This window comes from Nostoc parmelioides FACHB-3921 (genome assembly GCF_014696625.1).
In the GTDB taxonomy this organism is placed as follows: Bacteria; Cyanobacteriota; Cyanobacteriia; order Cyanobacteriales; family Nostocaceae; genus Trichormus; species Trichormus parmelioides.
The window spans coordinates 60,363-84,439 of record NZ_JACJQL010000004.1 but is presented as its reverse complement, the minus strand read 5'-3'; the positions used below and the strand labels follow the sequence as shown (position 1 = coordinate 84,439).

Annotated in this window: 18 protein-coding genes; 3 read left to right on the top strand and 15 right to left on the bottom strand. The window is 41.9% G+C overall.

The features are described from left to right. Positions 1–218: 218 nt before the first annotated feature. The 7 genes from H6G14_RS04720 to H6G14_RS04690 all read right to left on the bottom strand — a co-directional run bounded on the left by H6G14_RS04720 (position 219) and on the right by H6G14_RS04690 (position 8,943). Complete coding sequence (locus tag H6G14_RS04720; RefSeq protein WP_190565975.1) at positions 219–1,562, bottom strand: FAD-binding oxidoreductase; 1,344 nt, start codon at positions 1,560–1,562, stop codon at positions 219–221. Between the two features lie 146 nt (positions 1,563–1,708). Further along, complete coding sequence (locus H6G14_RS04715) at positions 1,709–2,443, bottom strand: class I SAM-dependent methyltransferase (protein ID WP_190565974.1); 735 nt, start codon at positions 2,441–2,443, stop codon at positions 1,709–1,711. Between the two features lie 96 nt (positions 2,444–2,539). Next, positions 2,540–3,229: a hypothetical protein gene (locus H6G14_RS04710; RefSeq protein WP_190565973.1), complete on the bottom strand. Its 690-nt coding sequence runs from the start codon at positions 3,227–3,229 to the stop codon at positions 2,540–2,542. A gap of 230 nt (positions 3,230–3,459) precedes the next feature. After that, on the bottom strand, positions 3,460–4,239 hold the full coding sequence (locus H6G14_RS04705) for a class II glutamine amidotransferase (RefSeq protein ID WP_190565972.1): 780 nt from the start codon (positions 4,237–4,239) through the stop codon (positions 3,460–3,462). 408 nt (positions 4,240–4,647) lie between these two features. Beyond that, positions 4,648–6,162: an anthranilate synthase component I gene (gene trpE / locus H6G14_RS04700; protein WP_190565971.1), complete on the bottom strand. Its 1,515-nt coding sequence runs from the start codon at positions 6,160–6,162 to the stop codon at positions 4,648–4,650. Positions 6,163–6,352: 190 nt separating this feature from the next. After that, positions 6,353–6,772 carry a photosystem I reaction center subunit II PsaD gene (locus tag H6G14_RS04695; RefSeq protein WP_011321384.1) on the bottom strand — a complete coding sequence of 140 codons (420 nt, stop codon included), beginning with the start codon at positions 6,770–6,772 and terminating at the stop codon, positions 6,353–6,355. Between the two features lie 158 nt (positions 6,773–6,930). Next, complete coding sequence (locus tag H6G14_RS04690; protein ID WP_190565970.1) at positions 6,931–8,943, bottom strand: DICT sensory domain-containing protein; 2,013 nt, start codon at positions 8,941–8,943, stop codon at positions 6,931–6,933. Positions 8,944–9,875: 932 nt separating this feature from the next. Between H6G14_RS04690 and H6G14_RS04685 the strand changes: the two genes are divergently transcribed. After that, positions 9,876–12,164, top strand: a complete 2,289-nt coding sequence (locus tag H6G14_RS04685) for an amylo-alpha-1,6-glucosidase (RefSeq protein ID WP_190565969.1) — start codon at positions 9,876–9,878, stop codon at positions 12,162–12,164. A 98-nt stretch (positions 12,165–12,262) separates the two neighbouring features. Here H6G14_RS04685 and H6G14_RS04680 read toward each other — a convergent pair whose 3' ends face one another. From H6G14_RS04680 to H6G14_RS04660, 5 genes are all read right to left on the bottom strand, one after another. Further along, positions 12,263–15,376, bottom strand: coding sequence for a beta strand repeat-containing protein (locus H6G14_RS04680; protein WP_199326055.1), 3,114 nt, complete (start codon positions 15,374–15,376; stop codon positions 12,263–12,265). A 242-nt stretch (positions 15,377–15,618) separates the two neighbouring features. Next, positions 15,619–15,984: a clan AA aspartic protease gene (locus H6G14_RS04675; RefSeq protein WP_190565968.1), complete on the bottom strand. Its 366-nt coding sequence runs from the start codon at positions 15,982–15,984 to the stop codon at positions 15,619–15,621. Beyond that, the gene (locus tag H6G14_RS04670; RefSeq protein WP_190565967.1) at positions 15,981–16,253 is read right to left on the bottom strand and encodes a hypothetical protein; all 273 of its coding nucleotides are present in this window, start codon (positions 16,251–16,253) and stop codon (positions 15,981–15,983) included. Before H6G14_RS04670 ends, H6G14_RS04675 begins: the two co-directional genes overlap by 4 nt. 359 nt (positions 16,254–16,612) lie before the next feature. Next, entirely contained in the window at positions 16,613–16,951 is a 339-nt protein-coding gene (locus H6G14_RS04665; RefSeq protein WP_190565966.1) for a DUF2973 domain-containing protein, read from the bottom strand. A 238-nt stretch (positions 16,952–17,189) separates the two neighbouring features. Then, complete coding sequence (locus tag H6G14_RS04660; RefSeq protein WP_190565965.1) at positions 17,190–17,507, bottom strand: DUF2605 domain-containing protein; 318 nt, start codon at positions 17,505–17,507, stop codon at positions 17,190–17,192. A 355-nt stretch (positions 17,508–17,862) separates the two neighbouring features. Between H6G14_RS04660 and thrS the strand changes: the two genes are divergently transcribed. Next, on the top strand, positions 17,863–19,710 hold the full coding sequence (gene thrS / locus H6G14_RS04655; RefSeq protein WP_010994511.1) for a threonine--tRNA ligase: 1,848 nt from the start codon (positions 17,863–17,865) through the stop codon (positions 19,708–19,710). A 142-nt stretch (positions 19,711–19,852) separates the two neighbouring features. Continuing rightward, positions 19,853–21,043, top strand: coding sequence for an ATP-binding protein (locus H6G14_RS04650; RefSeq protein ID WP_190565964.1), 1,191 nt, complete (start codon positions 19,853–19,855; stop codon positions 21,041–21,043). On the opposite strand, the gene H6G14_RS04645 is transcribed toward H6G14_RS04650, so the two are convergent. From H6G14_RS04645 to H6G14_RS04635, 3 genes are read right to left on the bottom strand one after another with little or no spacing between them, the layout of a single operon-like run. Beyond that, the gene (locus H6G14_RS04645) at positions 21,040–21,978 is read right to left on the bottom strand and encodes a DUF2207 domain-containing protein (protein WP_190565963.1); all 939 of its coding nucleotides are present in this window, start codon (positions 21,976–21,978) and stop codon (positions 21,040–21,042) included. The two genes, H6G14_RS04650 and H6G14_RS04645, sit on opposite strands and share 4 nt — an antisense overlap. Before the next feature lie 42 nt (positions 21,979–22,020). Continuing rightward, entirely contained in the window at positions 22,021–23,334 is a 1,314-nt protein-coding gene (locus H6G14_RS04640; protein WP_190565962.1) for a dicarboxylate/amino acid:cation symporter, read from the bottom strand. Between the two features lie 42 nt (positions 23,335–23,376). Then, positions 23,377–23,883: a tetratricopeptide repeat protein gene (locus tag H6G14_RS04635; protein WP_190565961.1), complete on the bottom strand. Its 507-nt coding sequence runs from the start codon at positions 23,881–23,883 to the stop codon at positions 23,377–23,379. Positions 23,884–24,077 lie beyond the last annotated feature (194 nt).

Sequence of the window (24,077 nt, the reverse complement as noted above, 5' to 3'; positions counted from 1 at the left end):
AAAAATAAGTTGTACATTGCCTAATTTAGGATTGCTATACGTCTAGGATTCCCATTAATTTCAGTTACTAACAAAATTACGGCAGATTAAAGATAACCTAATGCGCGCCTAAATTGCATAGCTACTAATAAAGGCTGTTAACGGTTAACGGTTAACGGTTAACGGTCAACAACCCTCACGATGGATTATGCAATTTAAAAGCAGAATAGCTTAACCTATTAACCGAGAACATGACTTGGATCATACCGTTGTTTCATGGTCTCCCAAGTTTCATAACTGGTGCCATAATGCTGTTGCCAATTAAAATCTGATTTGCCAAGCCAACCGGAGAGATAGCGTTTTCCTCCTGCACAGAGAAGCAGTTGATTAACTTTTGCTAACACGTCAAAAGTTTTGCTATCTTCAACTGGAACAGCCATAGGAAGAATTGCAAAACAAAGGATATTTTCGGCCGGTGGCATCATAAATAAGTTAGGTAGATTATCTGATGCAACCATAATGGCTCTGTGTCCATCGCCTAAGCTTAGTGGTAACATATCGAGAATTTCTGGCAAAATTTCGGTCAAAGCTTCAGCACTAATGAAGCATTCTATCCAAGGGTGAGCTTGGTTCCAGGCACCACTTCCCCGCATAACTTCAAAGCGGGGTTGGTAGCGAAAAACATGGCTCAAAGTTTCTTCATCTTCTGTATGGAAAAGCTGCCAGTAATTTAAGTTTTGTAAGACATCACTTGCAGATGGTACTGACTCATCATATTCAATGCCAACTTGCAATCCATAAAGCCAATGGGCAAAGAATCTTTTACCATTAGTAGTTTGACGAATACCTTTAGCCGAAGTCCAACAGAATCCTTCTAAATGATCTATTTGGTGATTTCTACCTAACAATACATGGTCATCCATCCACGCTTTCAGAGAATCATAAAGTAGATGGAAAGTGCGAATGTATTTTTTAGTTTTCCGTAATGCTAATGTGGCGCTGGCAATAATACCGCATCTTCCTAAACCACCTAAAGCTGCATGGTATAGTTCTGGTGTTTGTGTGCGGCTACATTGGATATGTTCACCATTCCCCGTGATGATATGCAAATCAATCACATTGGCAACAACGGGGCCATAAGTATTGGCAGTGCTACCGATACCGCCTGTGGAAAGTAGTCCTCCTACTGTTTGTTCCAAATTTAGGGGAAGAACACAGGGAAGCATACCGTATTTCATAGTTGTGGTAACTATATCTTGCCATGTTGCCCCAGCTTCAGTAGCGATCGCCTGCATTACAGTATCTACTTTAGATACACGGTTTAGTCGCGTCAAATCAAGGGTGAAAGCATTTTGAGCCACAGACTGTCCGCTTTGAGTGTAACCTTTACCACGAGGTTTAAGTCGTAAATTCTGTTTTTTGGCAAATTCTATTGCTGAAATGATTTCCTCAATATTGTGAGGTTGGATAATGCCAAGGGTATTACCTTTAATCAGATTGCCAAAGTCAGTAGTAACGCTCGACACAAGACTCTGATCTTGGCTAAAATTCACCCCTTGAGCATCAATTTTTTGTTTACTCATGGTAGGCTAATGCGCGTTCAAATTGCATAACTACTAAAAAGGGTTGTTAACTGTTGACAGTTAACAGTTAACAGTTAACTGTCAACAGCTATATGTGCAAGCGCCGGCTAATCCAACAAGAGCCAAATCGGATTTCTAGAGATGTATTAGCGGTGTTTAATTACTGCCCAAAATGCTGGTGGTGTTGCGTAGTTTCCCTCTGGTAGTTTATGAATACTTTGGAATAAGCCTTCACCCTGACTGAGAATTTCAAAATCAGGAAAATATAATTCAATATCTTCTGCTGTAAAAATCCCTGGTCTAATGCCGTGTTCCATTACTAACAATAGTTCGTATGGTAATTGTCCATACTTTTCCAAGAGTGAGTTAAAGAAGTCAATACAGCCAGTACCTAATTCAATTAAATACATTGCTCCTTTTTTACCAAGAAGTGTCCGTAAAGATTGAGCAAGTAATTCTCTTTTGTCTACAGGAATGTGGTGAAATCCTGTTCTCATATAAATATTAGCATCGCCTATTTCCGAATGTATCTGTGCAGCTTGTTCAGGTACTAAACCATCAAAAAGGCGATATGAAATATTTGCAGCAGCATTTTCCTTAGATGCAATTTCTAGAGCAGATTTAGAGACATCCAATCCGATAACTCTAGGGAAAAATTGGGAGAGAAATTTAGTTTGTGTCCCATTACCACAGGCGAAATCAATGAGTGGTAGTTCGGTATTAAATAATAATTCAAACCGTGGTAAATCAAAGACTACAGCTCGTTCTACATTGGCATCCCACAAAATTGGAGTCGCATTAACTAAAGTTTTGTTCCAATATTGTTCCCAAGCATCAGCAATGTTAATGTCAGGTTTTTTGATAGCACTAAGCTTTTCCATAAATACTCTGATTTTTTTTTACAAAATGTCGGGGACTAAATCGCTGTTACAACGCATAAAAAGCGAATTATGAATTGCTTTGATTGTTGTTATGGTCTACGAAGTGGCTACCATCAATGCTGCGGAGGGAGATAAAGCAACAGCTAGACCATCAAACATGAGATCAAAAGCTTCATATATACGATCGATCATCTTGAGATGATGTATTCTTTGCTCATGATTTAAATGTATATTTACGATTAAATCCTGCATTCCTGTCTCGAAAATCTCATGTTCTTTTTCAACACCAAGATGATGACTGGAAAAGTATTTAAGAGATGTGTCACAGTTATTTTTCTTAATGAAGTCTGCAACATATTCAAAAAACACATGACCTGCCGATTCTAGTGTAAGTATTAAAGTTATTCTTTCATGGTCATTGTTAGCACGAAAGACTTCCGAGATGAGTGAAAATGTTGCATCACGCACAGGAGTATGCGGTTTGCTGTAGAGAACCTGTAAATTCGGTTGTTCCGTATTTAATACTTTCAGGTCATATAAAAACCATTTTTCGTGACCGATATCTTCCATGAGGTGTTTTCTGACGAATTGATAGTAGTGTTTATCATTAATTAATGATAAATTTATTCTCAATAAATCCTGGAAAGACATCACCCAAAAACCTATGATAGGAGCCATTCTGGCAAAATCTTCTAATGTAGACTCACCCAATATTAACTGTTGAAAAAAACTGTGTTTGATTAACAGTTTTTGTTTCTTTTCCAGATATTCTTGTATGGCTTTCATGGTGTTTTATGATTACCTACTTGAATACAAGATAGCTTTCTTTACAATTAGCAATCATGAGTGCTAACACCGAGTTTTAAAAGAAAAAAAATCTGGATTTTTTCAAAAAAATTCCCTCTTAAACTACCATGCACTTAGTACTTACTTAAGTAATGATTACAGTATCTTTGTAAAAACTTTTAACTTTGATTTAACGGTTTCCTAGAATCAATGTGTAATGGATAAGATGCTTAATTGAATATATGCTTTAGTGGCAAACCGTCCTGAAAGACTAACAGTTCTCCTGGTTGAATTGGTGTCCAAACTTCGTTATCTGTAAGCGGTGTAGTGGCAATAACAGCGACGCGATCGCTTGGTGTTGTCAATTCATTAAAATCTACTGTCATATCCTGATCAATCAGGTGTGCAGCCGCAAAAGGTGCTTGACGCACTATGTAACTTAGGTTTGTTGAACAATGGGTAAAGAAATGTTCTCCGTCGGATAGTAGATAGTTGAAAACACCAATTGCAGCTAATCTTTCTGTAACTCGTTGCAGTACAGGATACAGTTTTTCTAGGGAAGGTTTACCTTCGGGAAAATTTTGCCGCAGTGTTTCTAATATCAAGCAGAATGCTTTCTCACTGTCAGTATGACCGACAGCTTGATAAAAACCTTGTATTGGTGGCTCAAAATCTGGCAAATTACCATTGTGAGCAAACACCCAATATCTTCCCCAGAGTTCTCGGCGGAAAGGATGGCAGTTTTCTAAGGCGACTTCACCTTGGGTCGCCTTGCGAATATGGGCGATGACATGGGTAGAGTGAATGGGATAACATCGCACAAAATCGGCTATCGGAGAATCTATAGAGGGTTTAGCATCTAAAAATATTCGACATCCCTTTCCTTCAAAAAAAGCAATTCCCCAACCATCACTGTGATGATCTGTCTTTCCTCCCCGCGCGGAAAATCCTTCAAAGGAAAAACAGATATCCGTTGGCACATTGCAATTCATTCCCAATAGTTGACACATTAATATTGCAGCTTCTGAATTTTTGACTCATGCCTGATACCAATTCAAAATTCAAAATTCGTCTTGGAAAGTTTGCTCAACGGGGGGAACCCCCGCACCGCAACTTTCCGCAAAATTCAAAATTAAGAAACCTATATTTTGTAAAGGTTTCTGGGTTCGGATTTGTATCAGAATTTTAGTGAAATGGTATGAGAATCAAGATACTTCAGAATGCTGCCACAGTTTTGGTGCGATCGCTTCAATCTGAAAATTTTTAGATATAGCTGTTGACTGTTGACTGTTGACCGGAAGAGATAGGGGGTAGGTTTGGTAGGGTGCGTCAGTATGAATAATTTATGAGTATAGCTAGGTTATATAGCACTGACGCACCTTAGATTTTGGATATTTTTCTATCTAGAAGTCCTGTATCTACCGTAAACAGCGAATTGCCAAGAGGAGTCCCCTAGCTTTATTTAAAGTTTCCTCATATTCTTTCTCTGGATCAGAATCAGCCACCAAACCTGCACCAGCTTGCACCGTTACAGTGTGATCTCTAACTACCATTGTCCGAATAGCGATCGCACTATTTAATTGTCCTTCAAAATCGTAATACCCATACACCCCAGAATATACACCCCTGCGGCTGGGTTCCAACTCATTAATAATTTCCATCGCCCTAATTTTCGGTGCGCCGCTAACTGTGCCGGCAGGAAAACAGGCTTTCAATAAATCCCAGGCGTTTTTATTTGCAGCTAATTTCCCTACAACATTACTCACAATGTGCATTACATGAGAGTAGCGTTCCACCACCATTAATTCATCAACTTTTACAGTCCCACTGGCACAAACACGCCCTAAATCATTGCGTCCTAAATCCACCAACATGACGTGTTCAGCGATTTCTTTGGGGTCTTGGAGTAAATCTGCGGCTAATTCTGCATCTTCTTTGGTTGTCTTACCCCGTGGACGAGTCCCCGCAATGGGACGAACTGTGGCTACTGCTTCACCATCGCCATCCAATTCCGCTTTCACCATCACTTCAGGACTAGAACCGATGATTTGCCAGTCTTGGAAGTTAAAGTATGCCATGTAAGGCGAGGGATTGATCTGACGCAGGGAACGGTACAGGGAAAAGGGGTCACCGGTGTATTGGGTAGAAAGGCGCTGAGAAATAACTACTTGAAAGATATCACCCGCTTTGATGTATTCTTTGGCCTTTTGGACGCTGGCGCAAAATTCCGGTCGAGTGAAGTTGCTGGTATATTCTTGTTTTTCCCCCACTTTTTGGCTGTTTGGGGGTGTCCATTCTAATATAGTTTTTTGGGGCGATAGGGGCAAAGATAATTTGCTCACCATTTGGTTAACACGATCGCACGCTTGCTGATACGCCGCTTTTAAATCTACATCTGGATCACGTAAATCAGCATAGGCGATCGCCCATATTTTCCGCTTTACCTGGTCAAATATTAACAAATGGTCTACCTGCATCCACAATCCATCAGGAATGTTGCGCTCATCTTGGGGATGCACTGGTACACGCGGTTCAATCCAACGAATTAATTCATAACCCCAAAAACCGAACAAACCGCCAATTCCTGGTGGTAGTTGGGGTAACTTGACTGGTTTATATGGTGCTAGACAATCGGCTAAAGCTGTAAATGGGTCACCTGTAAACACAACCTGAGAAGCATCACGGTTTGTCTGAGTGGTCGTCTCACCCCTAGCTTCCAAAATCCATAAAGGATCACACCCCAGCAAACTATAACGCCCAATCTTTTCCCCACCTTCTACCGATTCCAGCAAAAAGCTATAAGGCTCTCCAGCGCAAACTTTGTACCAAGCGGAAACGGGTGTATCTAGGTCTGCCACCCATTCCTGATACACCGGCACAAAATTACCTTGCAAAGCTAGTTGAGAAAATTCGGAGAAATTGGGGAAAATCATCGGCAATTTGGAGATTGGGTAATGGGGATTGGGTAATGAGGATTGGGGATTGGGTAATGGGTATCAGGTATTAGAGAAGTTTCTTCTCCCCTGCACCCGAAGTTCGCCCGGAGGGAAACCCTCCTTGCGACTTCTCTTCCTGCCCCCTGCTTTCCCCAGTCCCCAGTCCCCAGTCCCTAGTCCCTAGTTTTTAAGCATCGTAGGTAGCTTTACCAGAGAACTTCACTTGTGAAGGATTGGGATTTTCCCCAATGCTGCGAGCGTTAAAGCGGACTTTCTCACGACCTGGGTTGACTTTTTCTGGGAATACGCCATCAGCTGGGTGGATGAAAGTGGTTTCGCCGCTTGGTAAAATCCGGTAAATTTTGTAATTTGTGATCTTGAATTTCCGGAGTTGACCGCCTAGCGCGATACCATATTCCTTCCGAGCGATGTACAGGAGGTTTTCACCTTCGTGCATAGTAGCTGCACCACCTGTGGGCAGTTCAAAAACTTGCGCCTTGGGGCTAGTCCAGGTGATAGCATACTTTTCTTCTTCTACTGCTTTTGTGAGCAAGCCACCAGTGCTGCCAGCAAATAGGGGAGTTTTACCAGAAAGTGTTTCTGCCATAAGGTATTCTCTCAACGTTTTTAGGGCATCGTAACACCGCCATCACCATCATATTGCGATCGCGTTATAGTCTGTAACAGTTTTTAGTCATTGGTCATTGGTCAACAGTCAACAGTCAACAGTCAACAGTCAACAGTTAACAGTCTAAAAGCTAATGACTAACGACTTTTAACTTTTGACCAACTTTCCTCTTGACTATTTTGGGCGATGGGGATGGTGAAATGAAATTGGCTACCTTGGTCTTTACCTGTGGAAGCTGCCCAAATTTCACCACCCCAACCGTTGACGATTTGGCGGCAAATTGCTAAACCTAGCCCTGTACCGCCTGCTGTGCGCCTTAATGCCCCTTCTTCTTGGTAGAAGCGGTCAAAAACTATTTCTAAACGATTTGGCTCGATACCGCGTCCTGTATCGGCTACTGTGACTTCTACCATTTGACTACCATTGTGAGTGGCACTAATCTTGATCTCCCCTTGGGTGGGTGTGAATTTACAAGCGTTGTCTACGAGTTTTGCCAACACTTCTACTAGCCAATCACCGTCTGCTCTGACTAAGGGTAAGTTTCCGTCTATTTGGGTTTTAATCGCTGGTGGTTTCTCGACTCCAGGACGGATGCGGAGACGACTAAGAGCTAAATCAATACACTCTTGTAGGGTTAAGGATTCTGGATGCCATTCCACTCGACCGCTTTCTAAGTTAGAGAGAGTCAAGAAATCCTGCACTAGTTTTCGCATCCGTTCCGAGTCCGACAAAGCAGTATTCAGCATTACCTGTTGCAATTCCACGGGCATATCGGGTTCGGTAGCCAAACTTTCTAAGCACACTTGAATTGTCGATAAAGGTGTGCGGAGTTCATGCCCTGTGATAGCTATCAAGTTGCTGCGGGTGCGGTCTAGGGCTTCTAGTTGCTGGTTGAGTTCTTCCAGGTTGGCGTAAGATTCTGCTTGAATTAAGGCGGCTCCAATTTGAGTGGCGATCGCTTCTACTAAATCCAATTCTCCTGGCTGCCATTGGTGGGGCGGAAGGGAGCAATAATGCAGTTCTACAATGCCTAATAATCTCCCTTGAAATACGACTGGTTCGATTAACCAAGAACGAATCGCCAATTTTTTAGCAATCAAGGACAATGTGGGGGAATTTGTAATCCGGAAGTCATTTAAGGTATCGGTGACACAAACACCTTCGCCATGATCTACCACTTCTTGAAACAGGGAATTGTTCTTTAATTCCCAGGTTTGACCGCTAATGGAGACTGTACCAGGAGTTAAAAATTCATGTTCGATTACAGCTTGGACATCACTGGCTTGGGCGCGATAAATTAGGCAACGACTAGCTCCTAAATGTTGTCCTAATTCTTGGGCGGCGATTTGTAATACTTGGTGGGGATCAAGCGATCGCCGAATTGCTGTACTAATTGAGTTGACTAAACGTTCTTTTCGTGCCTGAGCCGCAATTGAACGGTAAGCTTTATGTAATTTGTACTGACTAGCTTGCAGGTAAGTCACTAAGCGCTGCACAAAGGGGTCAGTATCAATATCACAAGCATATTCAGTCAGAACACTAGTAGCATTCGAGTAAATTTTCTTTTCGCCAATACCAAATCGCTGACAAGCTTTTGTTACTTTTTTTGCCAAGTCTGGTCGATAAATCAAAATCCTATCTAATAGCAATTGGGCAGCTTTGATACTTACTCCCCGTTCCGATGTCCAAATACCTTCAAAGCGTCGCCCTGCATCCATATCTAGGCCAGGACTAAACTCAGGTATTTGTCGATTTTTGGCGATCGAACCCAGGCTTTCCCTACAGACCAAGCAAGTAGCATAATTGTCAGCTACTACGACCAAATGCCACTCTTGACTCAAAGCATCATCAGGCTCAAATGCTACTTTTTCGTAGTATTCCGAGCTATTGGCAAAATCAGTTTCCGGTGCAGACAAAACGTATATTTGATTACTACGTTGTGCCAATCGCTGATAGCGATGAGCTTCTTGGCGATAGAATCTCTCTCTTTGAAAGCTAGCAATCACTAAAGGCTGGTCTAAAGTCGCAGCCAACACCTGATCTTCCATCGCGTGGGAAAGGGCCGTCAATGAAGCTTTGAAATATAGCTGAGGCCGCAGGTAAGGTAGGGACTGTAGCAGATCACTCAGCACGGAAGTTGAAATGCTCATGAATATCTTTAAAGAAGCCCAATCTGAACTAGATCCACGTCACAGCTGCATTGTACAAATTACAACGAATTCTCATGTAAACTAGAGTGTTGCAATTTGTAAAGAATTTTAAATTACACTTCCATCAAGGCATTCGCAATACTTTGCTGATTCCTGATAAAAGTGCTGAAAAATTTGTGTACACATTAAAAAACATAGAATCACTGATTGACTATTAACAGCAATGAATTTTTCGCCTAAACCTTGGCTGATTTCAGGTATAGACAGATCATAGCTAGTTTAGTCATCATTCAAGTTTTGTTTATGCAGTTATTTGCATCGTAATTTTTCCTCAAATAGGCTACTAAGCCCAATATACATTCTCGAACAGCTCTCCTATGACACTGTTGACAAGTTTTTTGGCTTAATGGGAGTAGGAAGAGGCTGGGATTAGGGAGAAAACTTGAGTGAGCCTTGACTCAGCCCCAACTCCAAAAATTACTGGGTATCCTCAGCCTTACATAAAATAATGTTGTATCGTAGTTGAATATTCGCTACTCTGCTAGCTTTTTTTGTTTGATTTAGGGATAAGTCAAGTAAAAACTCTGATTTTTCAGGCTTGACTTAAGATACAAACAATATAAATTTATAAAGATTTGTAATGTGGTTTGAGGTCTGATTACCCACCAGCATGATGTAAAGATCAAGATAATTTGGCTCCCATGCTTCGCCAGAGTTTTCTGGATAGAACTTACCCATGAAGGCACAAATACAAAGTTTTGGACAAAAAATTTAGGGGTATAGGTTTTCCATCTTGACAACTCCCATACTTACCACCCCTGATATTTTCCCAAGGCTAGAAGTCCATTGGTTTAATTCTCACTCAAGCATATTCTCCCGACTAACGCTGATACGATCGCCAAAATTTAGACCTGTACACGGAATTTTTGCTAATGACACCGGATACTCTGACTAACCCGGATAAAATCTTCTTGGATGGCAAAACTTTTATCCCCGCCGATCAATTACCGATTCCCGAATGGCCTTGTGTGGTCAGCGAAAGACCACAACCAACGCTGACGGTTAAGGATGATGATTTATTTTTAGTTACAGACACAATTGGGAATATCTCTGGTTGTTCTTTGAATGATGGCAACCCCAGTATGGGTCTGTTTTGCTGTGATACGCGATTTCTCAACCGATTAGAGTTACAAATTGATGGGCGATCGCCTGTACTTCTCAGTAGTACTGCGGAAAAAGGTTTTGCTTTGTCGGTTCTGTGTACTAATCCCAGAATTGACGAACGCATGAAGGCTGATAGCGTGAGTATTCGCCGGGAGTTGGTACTTAATGGCGCTTTATTTGAAGAAATTGAGGTGGCTAACTACAGCACAACGACTGTTGCTTTTGAACTCAGTATCAGCTTTGATGCCGATTTTGTCGATTTATTTGAAGTCCGGGGTTACGGCAGAGACAAACGGGGTAAGCTTTTACGCCTAGTAGAACCAATCCCTGAGGATGGAGTAGCTGATGGTGATAGTGTTACACCTTTACAAACTCAGCATTTTGCCCACAAAGAACAGTCTTTAACCTTAGCTTATCAAGGTCTAGATGGTTCAGTGATGGAATCTCGTATCCAATTCCAGCATCGCCAACCAGACGATTTCAAAGGTTACACAGCAATTTGGCGCTTAGAGTTGCCCTCTCACTCCACCCAAAAGTTGGGTTATCGAGTGAATCTGTTTACCAACAACAACTCCAGTTCTAGGGTGAGTGCGGCTGTAACTTTAGTACAAGCCAAAGCATCCGAGATGATGGAAGAACAAAACTGGGTGCAGAAAATTACTAATATTCGCGCCGATAAAAGTATCTTCAACCTCGTAATTGAACGCGCTGAACAGGATATGTATTTGTTACGTCAATCTTTTGACAAATACAAAACTGTTTCCGCCGGTGTACCTTGGTTTTCGGCTTTGTTTGGGCGAGATTCCTTGATCACAGCTTCCCAAACCTTGATGCTTAATCCCGAAATCGCTAAAGAAACCTTGATGTTGCTAGCTGCTTATCAAGGTAAACATGAAGATGAATGGCGGGAAGAAGAACCGGGGAAAATTCTGCACGAGTTACGTTTGGGAGAAATGGCCAGATGTCAGGAAATTCCCCATACGCCATACTACGGTACAGTTGATGCCACGCCCCTATGGTTGATGTTGTATTCTGAGTACTATTCTTGGACTCATGACCGGGAAACATTAGAGCAATTGTGGCCTAATGCCCTAGCTGCAATGGAATGGATTGACCGCAATATGCAGCCAAGCGGTTATCTTACTTACCACCGCAGATCTAAACGCGGTTTAGATAACCAAGGATGGAAAGATTCTGGTGATTGTATCGTAGACCGTAAGGGCGATTTAGCTAACGGTTCCATAGCCTTGAGTGAAGTGCAAGCTTATGTTTACGCTGCTAAAACCCGTCTGGCGGAAATCGCTAGGATGAAAAAGCGCCTAGACTTATTTGAACGCTGGCAAGAAGAAGCCAGAAGCTTGAAGGAGCGTTTTAACCAAGATTTTTGGCTCGAAGACCAGGATTTCTGCGCTTTGGCTTTAGATGGTGCGGGTAAGCAAGTAGATAGTATTACATCTAATCCTGGTCATTGCTTGCTTTTAGGAATTTTCACACCAGAAAGAGCTTACAGCGTGGCAGAACGTTTACGCGCCCCAGATATGTTTAATGGTTGGGGGATTCGCACTTTAAGTAGCTTGTCACCGGCTTACAATCCAATGGGCTATCACATTGGTTCGGTGTGGCCTCATGATAATTCTTTGATTGCGATGGGATTGCGATCGCTCGGTTTAATTGATCAAGCTTTAGAAATCTTCCAAGGTTTGTTGGATATGACGAGCCAACAACCTTACCAGCGTCCCCCAGAATTATTTTGTGGTTATGAGCGTAACGGCGATCGCTCTCCTGTACAATATCCTGTTGCTTGTACACCCCAAGCCTGGGCTACTGGTAGCATTTTTCAATTAATTCAAATGATTGTCAATCTCGTACCTGATGCGCCTAACAACTGCTTACGCATTATCGACCCTGCTTTACCAGAGTCAATTAGTAGATTGTCATTGCACAATCTCCAAGTCGGTACTACAGTCTTGGATCTGGAATTTGAGCGTTCCGGCGGGACTACTGCTTGTCGAGTTGCCAGAAAACGCGGCAATCTACGGGTAGTAATTGAGGCTTAAAAAAGGGGATGTAAGCTAATGCGCGCCTTTGCATAACTACTAATAAGGGCTGTTGACTGTTGACTGTTGACGGTCAACAGCCTTAGTCTAATTGCTGATCAAGCAACGATCGCCAAATCGGCAGCAGTTAAACTAGGTAAATTGATTAAGTTAGCCAACTCCGCACCAGTACCAAATCCAGCCACGCTGCCATTTTGGTTATAGTAAAGGCTACCACTACCAATGCTGTAAACGAGGAATGCTGTACTAGTTGCAGCTAAATCATCATCCTCAACGGTCGTAAAATCAGAAACTTGACTCAATCCATCACCGGCAACACTAGTTAAAGCCCTAAATGTATTTTTACTCAACACCAATTTATCAATTCCCGAAGTAAAGTCAGTCAGGATATCTACACCAAAATCGTTACTAGTAAAAGCTCGTCCACTACTATATAAAAAGCGATCGCTCTCAGTTCCACCAGTCAAGATATCATTGCCAGACCCGCCAATCAAAGTATCTACGCCGCCTCTACCTGTTAAGATATCATTACCATTGCCACCAGTCAGAGTATTATTGAGGCTATTGCCAATGAGGCGATCGCTACCATTACCACCAATAACGTTTTCAATCACATTATTAGCAGATAAAGTCAACTTCAAGTTACTGTTGACGGTCTGGGTAGCGGTAGTACCTAAGTTTACGCGGACAGCATTATTTGTACTAGCAAAATTGATTGTATCATCACCACCTGCGGTGATTTCTTGAATACGATCGCTACCTAATGGCGTAGAGGGATTAAATGTGTAAGTATCATCCCCACTACCACCAGTGAGAATATTATTACCACTATTGCCTGTCAATATATTATTACCACTGTTACCAGTAGCGTTAATATTGCTACTGCCAATCAGGGTTAAATTCTCAATCCCATCTGCTAAGGTCGTGGTGACACTAGCTTGCAAAGTATCGGTAATAGTAACAGTTCCAGCAGCTTTTTGTATAGTTGCATTGGTAGGGCTAGAAAGGTTAACTCTGAAGGTTTCGTTAACTTCGTTGAGATTATCATTCAAAATCGGAATTGTAATTGTCGCAGTCGTAGTATTAACAGCAAAAGTTAAAGTACCACTGCGACTGGTATAGTCCGTATTGGCAGTAGCAGTCCCAGTTGCTGTAGTGTAGTTAACTGTGACTGCTTGATTAGAAGCACTGCTGAGGGTGACAGTTAAGACAGCTTGGGAAGTTTGCCCTTCCACAACAGTGATGTCATTGATAGAAAGAGTAGGAAGAGTTGCCGTATCATCATTAACTATAGTTGCCAATGCCTGATTATCGCTAATTGTTGCATTAGTGGCGTTGCTGAGATTAACAAAAAAGGTTTCGTTGGCTTCAATTGTTGTATCACCAGTTACGGCAACAGTGAAGGTTTTACTGGTATCGCCGGGATTGAAAGTTAATGTACCTGTCCTAGCCGTGTAATCACTGCCGGCTGTAGCTGTACCGTTAGCTGTCCCATAGTTAACAGTAATAGCTTTTTCGCTAGCAGCCGATAGAGTGACAGTGAAGGTGGTGTTACTTGTACCGCTATTGCCTTCATTTAAGTTGACATCAGCAATGGTAATTGTGGGATTGGCATCATCATCGGTGATAGTTCCCAATCCTTGGTCATCAGCAATGGTAGCGCCAAGGGGATTGCTGAGGTTAAGAAAAAATGTCTGACTCGGTTCGGCTATAGTATCGCCTCTCACCGCAACAGTGATATTTTTGCTGGTTTCCCCTGGGTTGAAAGTTAAGATACCCGTCGTAGATGTGTAGTCACTTCCGGCTGTAGCTGTGTCGTTAGCTGTCGCATAGTTAACTGTGACAGCAGAGGTACTGGCAACGGAGAGTGTGACGGTAAAATTAGCGTTGATTGTCCCTGTGTTGCCTTCGGTAACGGTGACATTGTTGATGGTAAGAGTTGGTAGAGTAGCAGATTGTACTTCAAATGCACCGATATCTACTGTACCACCAACAAGCCGTGCCAAACCTCTTTGGTCGAAGGGGGTGGGTTCTGTTGTATCTCCATCACCATCTAAGTCTTGTGTATCAGCCGGAATTAAATTATTGTTACCTGCGTTGATGGCTGGACTACCAGGAAGGAGAGCATTAGTAAGGGTGAGTCCACCGTTATTTTGTAAGGGGCCAAGTCCGGGGTTGGGGTTGACAATATCTGTACCAGTGCCTACAGTTCCACTGGCTCCAGCTAGAGAGCCAATCAGGTTATAATTATTGCCGTTAACTGCTCCTTGAATATCTTTGCCTGTCCCCTGGAAATCATAATTACCAAAATTTCCGGCAACAATTGTGTTCCTTAAATTGGCACTGCCTCTAATTCCACCTCCTCCTAAAATGCCAGCCGTATTATTGGTAATTGTGCTGTTAAGTATATTTGTGACGCTGCCCCCAGTAGAATCTATACCACCGCCACCGCTTCCTGCTGTGTTTCCACTAATTGTTGTGTTAACTAAAGCAATAGAGGAAAAGCTACCGTTACCTTGAATACCTCCACCACTGCCTCTTGCACTATTATTACTAACTGTAGTGTTGATCACCGTCAATGTATCAAAGTTGTAGATTCCGCCTCCACTACCTGAGTTGTTATTACTTATAGTGGAGTCCATCGTAATCAGAGTACCAGAGTTAAGGATACCGCCACCGTTGAGGGCTTGATTGTTACTGATAGTAGAACCATTTCGTAAGTAGACTGTACCATTGTTGTTATAAATGCCACCACCCCAGTTCCCACCCTCTGCACTATTGCCACTGACGGTAGTGTTGTACAAATCTAGGTAGCCATTAGAATCAACTCTAATACCTCCACCATCATTAGATATCTTGCCCCCCGTAACCACCACATTCTGCAAGCTTAAAGCACCTCCATTGAGGACATGAAAAACGCGATCGCTATTTAATAAACCAGAGGCATTAATAGTCGCTTTCTGCTCACCAACAGACACGATATAAAGTACATTACTGCGGCTTTTAATGTCTAAATCTCCTGTCAGGGCATTATCTTCATTAATCCCGTTTGATGTAAGATTGTAAGTTACACCGCCAGTTAACTGGATTTCATACTCAGTAGTCGGATTAGCATTAGCAATTAAAATTGCATCCCGCAGAGATAAACCATTAGCAGCACTGCCATCATTTTGATCGGCTGTAGTGTTGACTGTTAAAATAGTAGGAGCCATATTACTGTCCTTATTCATCACAAATATGATGATGGCAGTGTAAAGTGCATCCTAAATAGGTGAAATATCCAAGTATGCAATTAAAATTGCAGAAAACTGTATTGCTTATTAGTAGTTTTTAATATACCTGGATTTCTCAAAATATTCTTGCAACCTAATTCCAAAGTCTGTAGGGGTGGCTTGAGCGAAATACTCGTGAATTTTCGAGCATACCTGCCACTTGTGAGAAATGCGGGCTAACTTTACAGTTGTTCTAGGGAAACTAAACCATTATCTTGAAAATCTATTTCTAAATGATATCCTGCCATCAGAGAAGTTCCCAGCAATGGTTCATAACCAGCAGCTAAAACAGGAACTAATCTTTCTATACCATCCCATACAATTGTTGCTAAATGTATAGATAATAAGGCTTTACTACCATCAGCTAACCTGGCTTCGGTACTTGAATATAGGGGAAGATTCATTGTACTGACTGCTTGTGGCGGTAAAGTCAGATGGTCATTAAACCCAGTATCAATGATAAAATCCAAAAAGAAATCTGGTTGCGAAGCTAAACGAAAAACCACTGGAACTATGACTCTACCATCCCTTACTTTTCCATAAATCATTCAGTAGTACGCTCCACTGTACCACCAAAACTTACAGCCACATCATAACCAATCCGCATAGTAAACAATCTAGCATTAGGGTTTTTCTGTTTTAACTTTAATGCTGTCTCCACACCAGTTGCATCAATCCCATATTCACCAGTTTCCGCATCAATCACAATCATCTTGCCGATATTCTCACCATATTCGACATTTCGACGAATATCTCGTTCATAAAACTGTTTAGCTCGACGAGCAACTTCTTCTAAAGTCCAAAAAATAGATTGCATAAAAATTACATTTATTTTTAGTTCTTTAGTTATTGTAGTATTCACTAAAGTAATGAGTAAATAAGGTGTTACGCATTTAAATTGTATATTTCGCACTCAGGTTGTCAAAAGTCCAAAGTCCAAGCTAGCCTTTGACTCTGGACTCTTGACTATGGACAGCACTGACGCAAGAATATTTGATTTAGGTGCGTATCACCTTATCTATTAGAGACTATATTTAAAACCTCTAAACCCCTTACACCCCTAAACCCAGTCTCAACAAAAAACCTGAACCGTTACTAGAACAAGTTCAGGATAAGATTTTTAACAACCTTTTTTTACCGAAAAAATGTTAAATTCGACGCTACATCTTTAGTTATTTATGCTTCCTCTGAGTTTTCGCTTTTATGTCCTGGGGAAGATTCATAAAGTGCATCTAATTGTTGACGTGCATCTTCCACATTAATTGAACGCATTACCAACAGAGGTTCTTTGATAAATTTACCTGCACTATCCAATAACTCTGGGTGTGGGGCTACCCTTCCGCTAGAAGATAAATAACCGTAGCCTCCCTGATTTACCACTTGTGAGTTTCTGGTTGAGTAATTCCCGCGTGATCCATCACGATCAAAACTAAACATGATTAAGTTGCGAATTAAATTTGCAACCGCTATAACAGCAAGAATTGTAAAAGCTAGAATGTAAAGTAGGTGTAACATCGGATTTTCCTCCAGGGACAGTAATTTTTAAAAATCTATACTTTAAACTCTTTTTTTCGCCTTTTTATTACCATCGGCGAGAATAAATACTTGACACAATTGAAGTGCATTTATGTCTATGTATGAAAATTTGTCAACATTATTAGAATAATGGTAACAGAAGATACATTATTTTTTAATTAAAATAATGTTAAGGATTTAGTCGCACTACTGCAAGCTATGTGATTTTTGCCATCGATTAGGTTGGCTGCTGAGAACGAAAGCGTGCTGCCACATTCCAACATTCAGTTACTAATTGATGCCAAGGTGTCATCGTTGCCATATCAATCCCGACTTGTCCTTCAGTCGCGTTAAACAGCATTTTTGCTGTGTTGAGTTCCTCTTGGGCTTGCTTAACTCGCAACAGTAAGTCTAATTGCGCTTGTTCATCCATAAATGAGAGCCGTTCTGTTTCCAAAAAGTTACGCGATCGCGTAAACCAATACTGGAAATCGTCTAACAACGGTTCTAGTACCGTCTTTAGCGGATCAGTTCCCGATAAGTTCGAGTCTGACATAAATGAGAGGGATACTTCTAATTTCTTTATCAATATTAACTCTATTTACGTTTCTTAACATTACTATACGCTATCTCTCAAGAAATATCTCATGCTTATTAGTAGATATAAATAAAAAATTATACTCAGTAGCTTGGTGACTGTTGATGGTTGACTGTTAACTGTTTTGATTATGCTGAATGAAAAAACCTCGGATAATCTTTAGAATTTAAAGATAGTCATTGTCATATTCCTCTGATGCAAAAGTACCTTGATGACGAGGGAAAGCTTACACAGCAGGAACATAAGCTCATGTTATATTTGGGTAGATTTTGAAAACTTCAATTGATCAGTTACTCTTGCAGTCACTTCGCTAATGGTTCAGCAGCTAATGTCGCCTAATCAAGACCCCAACAACCAGCCAGAACAACCAGAAAAAATCTATTTACCGCGTACCAGCGAATCAGAGACATTGAAAAAGATTCGCCATACGGCTTCCCATGTAATGGCAATGGCAGTACAGAAGCTGTTCCCTAAGGCGCAAGTGACAATTGGCCCCTGGATTGAGAATGGGTTTTATTACGACTTTGATAGTCCAGAGCCATTTACTGATAAGGATCTCAAAGCCATCCAAAAAGAGATGGTGAAGATTATTAATCGTAAACTGCCAGTGGTGCGGGAAGAAGTGAGCCGGGAAGAAGCGGAACGGCGCATTCAGGAAATCAAGGAACCTTATAAATTAGAAATCCTGGCAGATATTAAATCAGAACCGATCACAATTTACCACTTGGGAAATGAATGGTGGGATTTGTGCGCCGGGCCTCACGTGGAAAATACCAAAGATTTAAATCCCAAAGCCATTGAATTAGAAAGTGTGGCTGGTGCTTATTGGCGGGGTGATGAAACCAAAGCCCAATTGCAACGAATCTATGCTACGGCTTGGGAAACCCCAGAACAATTGGCAGAGTATAAGCGTCGCAAAGAAGAAGCCTTACGCCGTGACCACCGTAAACTGGGTAAAGAGCTAGGATTATTTATCTTTTCTGAGCAAGTAGGGCCTGGTTTACCTTTGTGGACTCCTAAAGGTACCTTGCTACGCAGCACCTTAGAACAATTTCTCCAACAGGAACAGCTCAAGCGTGGTTATTTACCTGTAGTTACCCCCCACATTGCCAGAGTAGATTTATTTAAGACTTCAGGACACTGGCAAAAATATAAGGAAGATATGTTTCCCCTGATGGCTGAGGATGAAGCAGCCGCAGCAATTGAGCAAGGCTTTGTCCTCAAGCCAATGAATTGCCCCTTCCATATCCAAATATATAAGAGTGAGTTACGTTCTTATCGGGAACTACCAATGCGCTTGGCTGAGTTTGGGACTGTTTACCGTTACGAACAGTCAGGGGAATTAGGCGGTTTAACGAGAGTGCGCGGTTTTACTGTTGATGATTCTCACTTATTCGTGACCCCAGAACAGTTAGACAACGAATTCCTGAATGTAGTGGATTTGATTTTGTCAGTGTTCAAAAGTCTGCAATTGAAAAACTTTAAAGCTAGACTCAGTTTCCGTGACCCAGCTAGCGATAAGTACATCGGTTCTGATGAAGTTTGGAACAAAGCCGAAGGTGCAATCCGTCGTGCGGTGGAACAGTTGGGGATGGAACACTTTGAAGGAATTGGGGAAGCAGCATTTTATGGGCCGAAATTAGACTTTATTTTCAGTGATGCTTTAGAACGGGAATGGCAATTAGGAACTGTACAGGTAGATTACAACTTACCAGAACGGTTTGATTTGGAATACGTCGCGGAAGATGGAACTCGCAAACGTCCTGTAATGATTCACCGTGCGCCTTTCGGTTCCTTAGAACGGTTGATTGGGATTTTAATTGAAGAGTATGCGGGGGATTTCCCCTTATGGTTAGCACCGGTGCAAGCTAGATTGCTACCTGTAGGAGAAGCCCAGCTAGACTTTACCAAAGATGTAGTAGCAAAATTGCGATCGCTCGGTATTCGTGCCGAAGTTGACACCAGTGGCGATCGCTTAGGTAAACTCATCCGCAATGCAGAGAAAGATAAAATACCAGTGATGGCCGTAGTAGGAGCCAAGGAAGTAGAAACCAACTCCTTAAGTATCCGTACCCGCGCTTCTGGGGAGTTAGGGGCTATACCTGTAGATGAAGTGGTGCAGAAGATGAAGGATGCGATCGCTAACTACGAAAACTTCTAGTCATCAGTCGCTTGGGTAAGATCCAGGCGACAACCTCAATCAATTAAACATCGCGGTAATTGGTTGCGATCGCTCCCATAGTTTTCCAGACTAATCTAGAATTAGACTGGATGAATTTGCTACACCTTGCCACTCATATCCGATGCCTAGCCTCAAACTCTCGCTGACTGGATTGCAAATCATCAAACAAGCTCGAAGCGAAAAAGGTTGGACAATTGATAATCCATGTTGGTTAGAACAAGCAAGCCAAATTCTTGAGCCTGGGCGTAACTGGGAAAATGCGGAGGTTTTTGCAGCCGGGGTATCTTTAGCCACCTGGAAACGCTTCCTCAAAGGTGATGCGATCGATGCGTCTGTATTTAAAGCCTTTTGTCAGGTTTTGGGATTGAATTGGCAAGACTTAGTGGAACGTCCCCTCAACTCATTCATGGCTGGGACAACCCAAATCCCCAATATTCCCTTATTTTTTGGACGACGTTATGAACTGACAACACTCAGCCAAGCAATTGAACAAGGAACACGCCTAATTGCTATTACAGGGATTGGGGGTATGGGGAAAACGGCTTTAGCCACAAAGTTAGTAGAAAGCAGGTCATCTCATTTTTCTCAAACTCTATGGTTTTCGTTTCACCACAACCCACCCGCTAAGGATAAAATACCAACTTTGGTACCGCATACCCTAATGGTTTTTGATGGTTGGGATAGCATTTTAGGGGGTAAACGAGGGGGACAGTATCGCCCAGAATATGAACCATACGCCGACTTTCTCCGCACTGTAGTACAGACTACTCATAATAGTTGTGTGATTATCACTAGCCGAGAACAACCAGAAGGGTTAAATATTTTAAGTGCTGGAGGCACAGTTATTTTCCCCCTTGGTGGACTGATGGAAGGTGCAATTGAACTGTTGCAGCATCATCAACTGACTTTTGATGCTCAACAGTGGATTACGCTAGTCAATCAATATGGTGGTAATCCCTTGTTTCTGAATATGGCGGCTAATTTCATTCATGAATTATTTGCTGGAGATGTGGGAGAGTTTTTAGCCTCTGGAACTCTAGTGGCTGGAGAATTTGCCCCCCTAGTAACGCAATGGCTGAAGCAGATTTCTAGTTTAGAACAAATCCTGATCAAGTCTTTGGCGACAAAGGTGCAAGGATTGACTCGCCAAGAGATCCTATTGCAATTAGCTAGTGATGCTGCCAATGGGGATATTTTAGCAGCGCTCTTATCCTTAAAGCGGAGGGGGTTGATAGAAACGATGAAAGATAGTGAACTAGAACGCTTTTATTTACAGCCAGTCATTCTCAAGTGCGTGCAGCGTTTATTTTAACCCCCGCCGCCACCATCACCGCCACCACCATCACCGCCGCCACCATCACTACTACCAAAGTAGCTACTCCCACTGTCACTATAACTACTACTCCTATCCCTACTTCTGCCACTACTTTTGCTACTACTCTTGCTACTATAACTTCTATTATTTTTGGAGAATGATCTAATCCAAAAGACAAATATGTAAAATCCAAAAAAAATCAATAAAGCTTGTTCAAATGGAGATGGTGATGTAAAACTAAAGTCACTGAATGATTGCCATTGAGGAATTTTGATATCAGTTCCGATACGATTAAATGTCACCTTAACTTCTAGTTCTTGCCCTGGTTCTATAACTTTTTGACTAACAAAGTCAATAGTTTTAGAGTTGATTTTACGAACGTTTACAGGAACGCCCAAACTCTCGAAGTTTTTAATGCCGGAAGAGAATTTTTCAGATAGTTCTACTGTTACTCGTGCTTTGTTAATAGGGGCTTTACGGTCAGCGAAGATGGCTTTCCAATATACCTGAGCATTATCATCATCAACGTGCAGTCCACCCACAACACGATATTTCAAGACGAAAGTATGGCTTTCAGGCGCGTTAAGTTGATGTTCCCAACGAATCCAAAGTTGGTTATTTTCTGTACCTGTTTCGCTGGGTAATGATTGACCATTTTCTGATACTGAAACTTCGGTAATCTTGTTTATTTTATCTAGAGGAATGTAACGATAACGCCGATTTTCATAGTCTCCGGTAAATGTATATTTCTGAGTTTCGGTAACTAACATATCACCGTTAGTTTGTACAGCAATATCAACATTGATAAATTCCCAATAGAAAGGCACTGACTGAGCTTGGACATGATTGAGAGAAAGCCCAAGACTACAAAAGAGAGCGACGCAAAATAGACACAATCTTTGGATGCTTTTAGTCCACATAGTTTGAATCATTGATTACTATTAGTTAATTTTGAATTGATTAATTCCTAGCGCTCATTCGCTTTGCACCTCTGCGTGAGATAAATCGCCCTCCAAATAGACAACATCTACCTGTTTAACGTGTTGTGTTTTACCATCTAGCAAACAACTAATAGTCATATCTCCCATGACATTGATTGCAGTCCGACAGCGATCGAGAAACCAATCCACCGTAATCAAGATGGCAATATATTGAGTCGGCAATCCTACCGCCGTAAATACCAGAGTCATTGTCACCAGTCCAGCTTCAGGAATCCCCGCCGCGCCCACAGAAGCGATGATTGAGGTGAACACTACCATCAATTGTTGGGGTAGATTTAAATGCAGTCCCAACAACTGACCAACAAATAAAGCAGACATGGCTTCATACAAGGCCGTCCCATCATTGTTGAAATTGCTACCTATCAAAGCCCCCAAAGATGCGGAAGATTCCCGCACGCCGATTTTCTGCATCAAAGCTTGGAAGGTCACAGGCATGGCGGCTGTGGATGAAGCGGTAGAAAAAGCTGTTAACAGTGCATCGCTACCACCACGGAGAAACCTTTGGGGACTTACCCAAGAACCAAATTTAACTCGGAGTGTATAGTAAATTCCTTGGAGAAATAGCCCAATTAATACGGCGACAATAAAGGCAGCTAATGAGATGAATGGTTTAAAACCTTGTAAAGCAATGGTTTTGGCGACAATCCCAAATACGGCGATGGGAACTAAAGCAATTACCCATTTCAACACTGCCATCACAGCCTCAAACAATAAGCCAATTAGTTGCTCAATTGGTTGATAATCGTTCTTTTTTTGGGCAACCTGCTCAGTTTTGATGGCACGCAAAACTACCCCAAAAGCCAAAGCCACGAACACTAGTTGAATCACATTGTTATCAACGAGGGGCTGTAATATAGAAGGCGGAACTATATCTTGCAGTAATCCCCAAGGGTCTAGGGTTTTATTTGTAGGTGCAGCGCCAAAGGATGCAACTGACCACCAACGCCCAGGTTGTAACAAATTGGCTACCAGCAGTCCGACGATAATTGCCATGAGGGTATTGGTCAACAACAATATTGCTAGTTTTCGTCCTGAACGCCCCGGAATATGTACTGTAAGAAAGGCGTGGAGAATGGCGAGTAAAATCAACGGTGTGGCTAAGGCACGTAGGGCTTTGAGGATTAAATTGCAGGGAATGGTGAGATGATTAATTAAGTCGATGAAGTTGGGATTTGGATTACCTGCACCAAATAGGATTCCCACAACTACGGCTAGAATGAGAGCGATCGCAATCTGCAATGAAAGAGGAAAGGTCTTCGAGAACACAAAGCCTTTGGAGTCACTCATAATTTCCAGTGTTATTACTTATGGATAAATAGCGGATTACCCTCACTTGTCATTAATCTGCTTAATTATGTTGATGACCTCTAGGTATTCGGCTGTTTCTTCTTGTTCTTGAAAGATATCAGCAGCTCTCTGTAAATCTTCAATTGCCTCTTTTTCGTCTCCCAGTTGCACCTTAGCAAAACCTCTGCTTTTGTAGGCTAAAGCATAGTTAGGATTCATACGTATGGCTTGGTTAAAATTCTCAATTGCCCCTTTCATGTCTCCCGACAACAAGCTGAGAATACCTAGATTGAAGTGTAATTCCTCCTCAGAGTAAAAAGTAAAACGAATGGAAGCGATCGCCCCTTTTTCGTCTCCCGATCGCATCTGAGCATGGGCTTCAGGATTGTTAGAATTAATTTTGAACTGTAATGATGATTGTCTATTTGAGGCTGTAATAGGGAAAATTGGAGTCTGAGGATGCCTCTGTGCCACCGCAGACATCGCTTGGGTGGACAACGAAAACACTAACGTAACAGTAGCAGCAGTAGTTGAGAGTAAACGCTTCATGGTTTTCTCGATCGTGCTTGTGTATGTTAGTAATATCGTTGAATTAATTGCTGTATACTAGTCAAGTTTTGGCTCACCGCGTAACTGATATAAAATTGAGCTTGACAAATTAGGGGTATAAGGGTGTGGGGGTATAGGGGTATAAATGTTTGAAACCCTGACACCCTCACACCCAGTCTCAATAGAAAATCTGC

Coding starts and splice junctions, on each gene's coding strand:
- H6G14_RS04720 (WP_190565975.1), bottom strand. CDS start 1,562: ATGAGTAAACAAAAAATTGATGCTCAAGGGGTGAATTTTAGCCAAGAT.
- H6G14_RS04650 (WP_190565964.1), top strand. CDS start 19,853: ATGCCTAGCCTCAAACTCTCGCTGACTGGATTGCAAATCATCAAACAA.
- H6G14_RS04690 (WP_190565970.1), bottom strand. CDS start 8,943: ATGAGCATTTCAACTTCCGTGCTGAGTGATCTGCTACAGTCCCTACCT.
- H6G14_RS04670 (WP_190565967.1), bottom strand. CDS start 16,253: ATGCAATCTATTTTTTGGACTTTAGAAGAAGTTGCTCGTCGAGCTAAA.
- H6G14_RS04635 (WP_190565961.1), bottom strand. CDS start 23,883: ATGAAGCGTTTACTCTCAACTACTGCTGCTACTGTTACGTTAGTGTTT.
- trpE (WP_190565971.1), bottom strand. CDS start 6,162: ATGATTTTCCCCAATTTCTCCGAATTTTCTCAACTAGCTTTGCAAGGT.
- H6G14_RS04640 (WP_190565962.1), bottom strand. CDS start 23,334: ATGAGTGACTCCAAAGGCTTTGTGTTCTCGAAGACCTTTCCTCTTTCA.
- H6G14_RS04645 (WP_190565963.1), bottom strand. CDS start 21,978: ATGATTCAAACTATGTGGACTAAAAGCATCCAAAGATTGTGTCTATTT.
- H6G14_RS04685 (WP_190565969.1), top strand. CDS start 9,876: ATGACACCGGATACTCTGACTAACCCGGATAAAATCTTCTTGGATGGC.
- H6G14_RS04660 (WP_190565965.1), bottom strand. CDS start 17,507: ATGTCAGACTCGAACTTATCGGGAACTGATCCGCTAAAGACGGTACTA.
- H6G14_RS04665 (WP_190565966.1), bottom strand. CDS start 16,951: ATGTTACACCTACTTTACATTCTAGCTTTTACAATTCTTGCTGTTATA.
- thrS (WP_010994511.1), top strand. CDS start 17,863: ATGGTTCAGCAGCTAATGTCGCCTAATCAAGACCCCAACAACCAGCCA.
- H6G14_RS04675 (WP_190565968.1), bottom strand. CDS start 15,984: ATGATTTATGGAAAAGTAAGGGATGGTAGAGTCATAGTTCCAGTGGTT.
- H6G14_RS04715 (WP_190565974.1), bottom strand. CDS start 2,443: ATGGAAAAGCTTAGTGCTATCAAAAAACCTGACATTAACATTGCTGAT.
- H6G14_RS04695 (WP_011321384.1), bottom strand. CDS start 6,772: ATGGCAGAAACACTTTCTGGTAAAACTCCCCTATTTGCTGGCAGCACT.
- H6G14_RS04680 (WP_199326055.1), bottom strand. CDS start 15,376: ATGGCTCCTACTATTTTAACAGTCAACACTACAGCCGATCAAAATGAT.
- H6G14_RS04710 (WP_190565973.1), bottom strand. CDS start 3,229: ATGAAAGCCATACAAGAATATCTGGAAAAGAAACAAAAACTGTTAATC.
- H6G14_RS04705 (WP_190565972.1), bottom strand. CDS start 4,239: ATGTGTCAACTATTGGGAATGAATTGCAATGTGCCAACGGATATCTGT.